Source organism: Ancylomarina sp. (assembly GCF_041555295.1).
Classification (GTDB): domain Bacteria; phylum Bacteroidota; class Bacteroidia; order Bacteroidales; family Marinifilaceae; genus Ancylomarina.
On record NZ_JBFFKR010000168.1, the window covers coordinates 1 to 7,682 of the forward strand.

8 protein-coding genes are annotated in these 7,682 nt (G+C 36.8%); 3 read left to right on the forward strand and 5 right to left on the reverse strand.

The features are described from left to right. Positions 1–167: 167 nt before the first annotated feature. The 3 genes from ABY905_RS11595 to ABY905_RS11605 form a co-directional block, all read right to left on the reverse strand. On the reverse strand, positions 168–590 hold the full coding sequence (locus ABY905_RS11595) for an OsmC family protein (protein ID WP_372643970.1): 423 nt from the start codon (positions 588–590) through the stop codon (positions 168–170). Positions 591–691: 101 nt separating this feature from the next. Then, positions 692–1,258 carry a cysteine hydrolase family protein gene (locus tag ABY905_RS11600; RefSeq protein ID WP_372643973.1) on the reverse strand — a complete coding sequence of 189 codons (567 nt, stop codon included), beginning with the start codon at positions 1,256–1,258 and terminating at the stop codon, positions 692–694. A 29-nt stretch (positions 1,259–1,287) separates the two neighbouring features. Beyond that, positions 1,288–2,181, reverse strand: a complete 894-nt coding sequence (locus tag ABY905_RS11605; RefSeq protein WP_372643975.1) for a LysR family transcriptional regulator — start codon at positions 2,179–2,181, stop codon at positions 1,288–1,290. 149 nt (positions 2,182–2,330) lie between these two features. Between ABY905_RS11605 and ABY905_RS11610 the strand changes: the two genes are divergently transcribed. After that, positions 2,331–4,328, forward strand: coding sequence for a urocanate hydratase (locus ABY905_RS11610; protein ID WP_372643978.1), 1,998 nt, complete (start codon positions 2,331–2,333; stop codon positions 4,326–4,328). Positions 4,329–4,582: 254 nt separating this feature from the next. Further along, entirely contained in the window at positions 4,583–5,101 is a 519-nt protein-coding gene (locus tag ABY905_RS11615; protein WP_372643981.1) for a hypothetical protein, read from the forward strand. A 232-nt stretch (positions 5,102–5,333) separates the two neighbouring features. Here ABY905_RS11615 and ABY905_RS11620 read toward each other — a convergent pair whose 3' ends face one another. Further along, a complete protein-coding gene (locus tag ABY905_RS11620; RefSeq protein WP_372643984.1) occupies positions 5,334–5,777 on the reverse strand; it encodes a DMT family transporter in 444 nt (147 codons plus the stop codon). A 139-nt stretch (positions 5,778–5,916) separates the two neighbouring features. After that, a complete protein-coding gene (gene add / locus ABY905_RS11625; protein ID WP_372643987.1) occupies positions 5,917–6,972 on the reverse strand; it encodes an adenosine deaminase in 1,056 nt (351 codons plus the stop codon). 253 nt (positions 6,973–7,225) lie between these two features. On the opposite strand from add, the gene ABY905_RS11630 reads away from it, so the two are divergent. Beyond that, a partial coding sequence (locus tag ABY905_RS11630) for a peptidylprolyl isomerase (protein ID WP_372643990.1) occupies positions 7,226–7,682 on the forward strand: 457 nt, incomplete at its 3' end.

The following is a 7,682-nucleotide window of genomic DNA, read 5'->3' on the forward strand; positions in this document are numbered from 1 at the left end:
AAGTTCAATTTTCGATAAATAATGCGATTAACGGGATGTATAGGGTGGAATTATTGTCTTTACAAGTGTGTGAATCAAAAAAAGTGACAATCCTTTATTTAGAGAATTGTCACTTTTATTTTGTCCATTACCCAATTACTTGCTTGTATTTAATCGGGTTTCTATACTTATAGTACTTGTTCATTATTCAAGTATAGTTGATACTTGATCTTCACAGAAGTTTGCATGGTGATAGAAACTGAGCAGTATTTCTCAAAGCTCAAAGCAGCAGCACGTATAACTTTATCAGCTGGGATGTCACCTTCCAAGTAGATTTTTAGGGTCATCGCTTTAAAAGGCTTAGCTTCTAATACTTCCTGAGTTTCACCTTCTATCTCTACAGAGTAGGATTTGATTGTTTGACGTTGCTTTTTAAGGATGTTAATGATATCAATAGCAGAACAACCTCCAACGCCCATCATTAAAAGTTCCATAGGACTCGTACCTTGAACGTTTTCAATTGTAGAGTTATCCATAAGTACAGGTACACCACTAGCGCCTTTGGCTTCCATCAAATAATCATCGTTTATTCTTTCAATAGTTACTTTCATATGTTTATAATTTTATATTATTGCCATATGGAACTTACCATATAATCATCTCTTTGTGTGCAGAGAGCTTTATACATGGACGTTTCATATCTTCTTGTTTGTTATACAGTTTTAAGTAGTTGTGCGGTGTTTATAATTGTGGCGAATTCATCCTTTAAATTAGCTATCGAGATTTGATGAACAATTTCGGATGGATATTTTTCGCCATTTAGTCCAATGCGATCAAAGGTGGCAGTGGCATCATCTATAAGAATAGTCTCATAGCCATAATTCCCTGCCATTCGTGTTGTGGTTGATATGCAATGGTTAGTCGTTAAGCCTACAATTACAAGGTTTGTAATGCCTTCAGCATCGAGTTGCTCTTTTAAATCAGTTCCTATAAAGGCTGAATTTACATTCTTGATGATTAGCGGTTCACCTTCTATGGGCTTGACTGCGTCTAAAATTTCAAAGCCAGCATGTGATTTGTGTAATCTGGAACAGGGATCCTGCGAGCTATGAATAATGTGATAAATCGGTAAGTTTAAGCTTCTCCATTGGGTAAGAATTTGAGCGGCTTTTTCTTCAGCATCCTTATTATTTCTATTCCCACCCCAATAGGCTTCATCATCAAAGCCCTTTTGAAGATCAATTAACAATAGAGCAGGTTTATATTCTCTTAACTTCATTGCTGTTATTTTAAGGGTTTAAAGTTCAATTATATCTTCTTTGGAATGAGGGTATTAATCAGATTTTCAAGTACTGGGTTCATATTCATATTATTCCAAACCATTTTTAAGGTAGTACGTTGAGGTATTTTATTCAACTCTATAAATTTAATTCCCATATCGTAACCTAACTTTAGTGATGTGGGGACTATAGCCACTCCGAATTTATTTTCAACTAGTCTGAAAATCGAACTGGCATTAACGGTGTAGTGTGAAATAAGAGGAGAGAACTTACTATGATCGAATATTTGCATCACTTTCTCGTGATAAGATTCACTATAAGAGGAATCAAAAAGAATAAAGGACTCATCCTTAAGTTGAATTAAATCCTTGAAGTTAGAGCTGTCAAGAGGGTGATCCTTAGGAAGAACAAGCGAAAAGGTATCTTCGAAAATAGATTGAATATTTATCCCTCTGGGTACACGTTCCATTCTTACAAAACCCACATCAATTTCCTGATTAAGTAAGGCTTGAATCTGTTTTTCATTGTCCATTTCATTTAGACTGAAAAGGACATGAGGATGTTTGCTTTTATATTTTAGAAGGAGTTCAGGAATAACTTTTTGCATGGCTGAGCCCACATAGCCCAATTTTAGATTCCCATCCATACCATCATTCAACAATTTGGCATGCGTTATAATATCGTCCAGCCTTTTGAAGGTATTCGTTAATTCATGTTGTAAATATACACCTGCCTTAGTGAGCTCCACTTTTCGGTTATGTCGATTGAAGAGACTAATACCCAGATCTTCTTCCATCTGTTTAATCTGACGACTCAGTCCCGGTTGCGAGATGTACAAGCGTTCTGCAGCTTTTCTAAAGTGTAGATCTTTGGCTAAAGCCAGGAAATACTTATAATGTCTAAACTCTATTTGATTACTCATGATTATTAAATCTTGACAAAACTAGTCTTGTTAGGTATCAAAACTAAGGATATCTTTGCTAATAATAAAATTTAAAAGAGCTGCCTTTCAAAAGTTACTAAACTTTTAAGGACAATAATATTTAGTTTGAATCTTTAAGTCGAAAAGTTATGACATTTCAAGAACAAATTTTGCAAGGTATTCCTTCGGAATTACCAGCAAAAAAAGCTTATCCAAAGGATGCTAACAGAGCTCCAAAGAGAAAAGATATTTTATCAGTAGAGGAGAAGCAGTTAGCTATTCGTAATGCCTTGCGTTATTTTCCAAAGCCTTGGCATAAGGAGCTGGCATCTGAATTTGCTCAGGAGTTATTAGACTTCGGGCGTATTTATATGTACCGATTCAAGCCTGAGTACAAGATTTATGCTCGTCCAATTCAGGAGTATCCTGCTAAATCTCAACAAGCTGCAGGTATCATGATGATGATGCAAAACAACTTGGATCCTGCTGTCGCTCAGCATCCTGAAGAGTTGATTACTTACGGTGGTAATGGTGCCGTTTTCCAAAACTGGGCTCAGTACTTGTTGACTATGGAGTATTTAGCAACGATGACTAATGAGCAAACTCTACATATGTACTCAGGTCACCCTATGGGTTTATTCCCATCTTCAACGGGAGCACCTCGTGTGATTGTTACGAATGGTTTGGTTATTCCTAACTACTCAAAGCCTGACCATTGGGAGAAATTCAATGCTTTAGGTGTTTCACAGTACGGACAAATGACTGCTGGTTCTTTCATGTATATTGGGCCACAGGGTATTGTTCACGGAACAACCATTACGGTAATGAATGCTTTCCGTAAGATCTTGAAAAAAGGAGAGACACCTGCTGGAAAGATTTTCTTAACTGCTGGTTTAGGTGGTATGAGTGGTGCTCAGCCAAAAGCTGGGAATATTGCTGGTTGTATCACTATTGCTGCAGAAGTGAATCCAAAGGCTGCAACTAAGCGTCACGAACAAGGTTGGGTGGATATTCTAATCGACTCAATGGACGAATTAGTGGCTCGTGTAAAGCAGGCTAAAGAAACGAATGAGGTGGTATCTATTGCCTTTATTGGTAATGTTGTTGATGTTTGGGAACGTTTCGATCAAGAGAATATCTTTATCCACATTGGTTCTGACCAGACTTCGCTGCATATTCCATGGACAGGTGGTTACTATCCAGTAGATATTTCTTACGATGAGTCGAACCGTTTGATTCGTGAAGAGCCAGAAGTGTTTAAAGAGAAAGTACAGGCAACTCTTCGTCGTCATGCTGCTTCGGTAAACAGTCACACAGCTAAGGGAACTTATTTCTTCGATTATGGAAATGCTTTTCTATTGGAAGCTTCTCGTGCAGGTGCTGATATCATGGCAGAGAATGGTATTGATTTCAGATACAAATCATACGTTCAGGATATTTTAGGCCCAATGTGTTTCGATTATGGTTTTGGACCATTCCGTTGGGTTTGTGCTTCGGGTAAGCCTGAAGATTTGGATATGACTGATGAGATTGCAATGCAAGTTCTACAGGAGATCAAAGAGAATTCTCCGGAAGAGATTCAATTGCAGATGCAAGATAACATTACCTGGATTAAGGAAGCTAAGCAAAACAAAATGGTTGTGGGTTCACAAGCCCGTATTCTATATGCTGATGCTGAAGGACGTTCTAAAATTGCTGAAGCATTCAATAATGCGATTGCTGCAGGTAAGATTGGACCTGTTGTTCTAGGTCGTGATCATCACGATGTAAGTGGTACCGATTCACCATACCGGGAGACATCAAACATCTATGATGGTAGTAAGTTTACGGCTGATATGTCTATTCACAATGTGATTGGAGACAGCTTTAGAGGTGCGACCTGGGTATCTATCCACAATGGTGGTGGTGTAGGTTGGGGTGAAGTGATGAACGGTGGTTTCGGTATGTTACTTGATGGCACACCAGAAGCTGATGCTCGTCTTAAAAGTATGTTGTTCTACGATGTAAACAATGGTATTGCACGTCGTTCATGGGCTCGTAACGACGAGGCTATGTTTGCTATCAAGCGTGAAATGGAGCGTCGACCAGATTTAAGGGTGACATTACCTAACCTTGTTGAAGATAATTTGTTGACTGATCTTTTTTAAAGATTAGTTTTGTGTAAAAGAGGGAAATGGGTTCAGGTACGTTCTGAGCCCATTTTTTTATGCCCCAATATTGGCAAGCAAAAAATAAAACTTAATCCTGTCCTTAAATAGGATGTTTTTTTTTTATTAAGTATAAATAGATTGATACTAATTACCATATGACTAAAATATCTTGATTATTTATTGTTGAAATTATCGTAAATTTATAAGAGTCAAGACTGATATGAATTGATACTCACTTAATATTTTAAATTATGCTTTTTCAAAGAAAATTTTTAATTAGATGGCTAAGTGCAGCGTTAATGATATGCCTGATTCTTAGCGTGAATTCCTGTGGGAACGATGATGATGATGATGATGTTATAACATCAACCTATGTGGGTACTTGGGAGCGAATCGATAGTTCGGACGAGGGTGCCGTAAAGCAAGTTTTGGTGATTACTGCAAGCACTTTAAAAATGACCATGAGTATGTCTGAGGACGGTTTATGGATGGATTTGATGGTTGTTGAAGGTAGTTATTCGGTAAGTGGAGATGTTTTTATGCTTACGATTACCAGGCTTGGTATTCTTAATGATGACATGACTGGATTTGATTACTATACGCCTGATGATATTGATTGGGATTTGATTTTAGAAGATGAGTTTGATATTAGTGAAAGTTTTGAAGTCAAATTCGTGGTTTCAGGCAATAAACTTACCATCATATCTGATGACAATGGAGATGGAATATTTGATCCAATTGAAGAGGGTGAAACTTTTACTAGAAAGTAGATTGGATGAATTAAAAAAGCTTAGCTGTCGTTTCTAGTGAAAAAGGAAATGGGTTCAGATACATTCTGAACCCATTTTTAATTTTTCAAAGAAATGGAATCTTTATAGGCATGTCCAAAAGAAAAAAAAGACGCTGATAAATAACGATTCTGGTATGATTGGAATAAATTTAAAATCATAAGAAATCATGTTCGATCTGCGTCAAGATTTTATAGTCTCATATTTCTGTTTATTAGAACTTCTGGATTAGCAATATCCCTACAAATATTAAAAGAACGCCTGCAATTCGTCCCCAATTAACAGGTTGTACAGGTACACCAAACAGTCCAAAATGATCTAAAGCCAAAGAGAAAACCATCTGTCCAGCTATTATTAAACCAAAACTAAGAGCTGCTCCCAATCGAGGAACCAGAAAAATAATGGAGGTTACATAAATAGAGCCCATAAGGCCACCTACCCATGCATGTGCTGGGGCTTCTCTAATGGCTAGTAAAATATTATTGGGAGTACGTGTTCCTATAATCACTGTAAGTAAGATAAAGCCACCTACAATAAAATTGACCATAGCTGCCATAAGAGGCGCTTTGAGAAACGTTCCCAGTTTGGCATTAATACTGGCCTGTAAAGGCAATAAACAGCCAACAACAAGGGCCAATAGCATTAGAAAGTATCTCATAGTTTATTAAAATTTGGCTACAAACTTAGCTAATTTCTAATGATTTTGGGAAGAAAAGTCGAGAGAGAACTTTCTCTTGACTTTGACGACAGATCTAACTTTAATACCTATTCCAATATTTCAGCCGTATTCAAAACGATTAAATATAATCCCTTTGAATTTCCAAGCCCTTTTCTTTAAGTTCCTGAGTCACTTTCCTTAATAGCTTAACCTTCTGGTTTAAAGGTAAAAAAGCCGATTTGAAACCATTCGTAATCAGGTACTTTAGTTCTTTAGGAGTGAAATTAAATTCTTTAATGGCTAATAAGTATTCGTCGGTAAGAGTCGTTTTGGATATTAATCTATTATCCGTATTAATGGTTACTCTTAAGCCCATATCAAAATAGAACTTGATAGGGTGTCTGGAATAGGATTCTATCGCTTTAGTTTGAAGATTTGAGGTAATACACATTTCAAGGGGAATTCTGTGATCGTTAACATAGTTAAGCAAATCACCATCTTCCTTTAATCTTGTGCCATGCCCAATTCTATTGGCTCTCACATGATGAAGGGCTTGATGTATTGATTCTGGTCCATAGGCTTCACCAGCATGCACAGTAGTATTAATATTATTATTTATAATCAGATAAAAGGCTTCTTTATGGTCTTTGGCAGGGAAATTTCTTTCGGCACCAGCCAGGTCAAATCCCACAACGCCGTAGTTTTTATAAGCAACACATAGTTCAGCCAGTATATTGGTAGTCTCAGGGCTTAAATGACGCAGACCACATATGATAATCCCAATAGTGATATCAAAATCCTTTTCAGCTCTGTTTTTACCATCCAATACGGCCTCAACAACCTTGCTTAGCGATAAGCCTCCATTTACATGGAGAATAGGAGAGAATCGAATCTCTAAATACCTGATGTTTTCATCGGCACAATCCTCAGCCAATTCGTAAGTCGCACGTTCTAATGCCTCTTTAGTTTGAAGAACCGAACAGGTAATATCAAAGGGTTTTAGATAATCTGTTAAGCTCTTGCAATTGTTGCCAACTTCTAAAATTTGCTTTAGTTTTTCAGGATTATTTTCGGGTAAATCAACCTTATTTTTCTTAGCAAGATCAATTATTGTTTCAACTCGCATTGATCCATCCAAATGGCAATGCAGTTCGGCTTTGGGTAAGCTTTTTATGAATTCTCGTGTAAGTTCCACTCTTTAATTATTTCGTTAATAGAAAATAGCAGTATTTCTAAAAATAAAATGGTTGTGATAAAAGATTATCGACGGAATTGGGCTGATAATTATCTTAAATTCTCTACAAAGATATCACTAAATTTTAAAATCATAGAGTCATTCTAAATTGGGTGATGTTTTCACCTTTATTTTTTTGTCGTGTCTTGCATAATTGAATAAAAGAGGCAAATTGCAAGGACTAATTATTTACTAACTTAATGATTTCCCCAAAATGAAACTTTACGCTCTAGTCTTATTACTTAGTTGCTGTCTGTTTGCTTGTTCAAAATCTGAGAACCCAATTGTAGAAATAGAAACACCCCTGGGGGTTATTGAATTAGAAATCTATGAGACCAAAGCGCCTATCACTGCAAAGCATTTCTTAGCAAATGTTGACAATCATGTTTTTGATAAAGCTTGTTTCTACAGAGTTGTTCATATGGATAATCAAGAGGGTAGAGATATTAAAATAGAAGTGATACAAGGCGGTTTGTTCCACGATTCTATAGTCGATAGCATGCCAACTATAAAACATGAACCAACGAATAAAACAGGAATCTTGCACTTAAATGGTGTTATCTCCATGGCGCGTAATCAGCCAGGCACTGCTTGTACAGAATTTTTTATATGCGTTGGCGATCAGCCACATTTAGATGCGGGAGGTCTTCGTAACTCAGATAGTCAGGGCT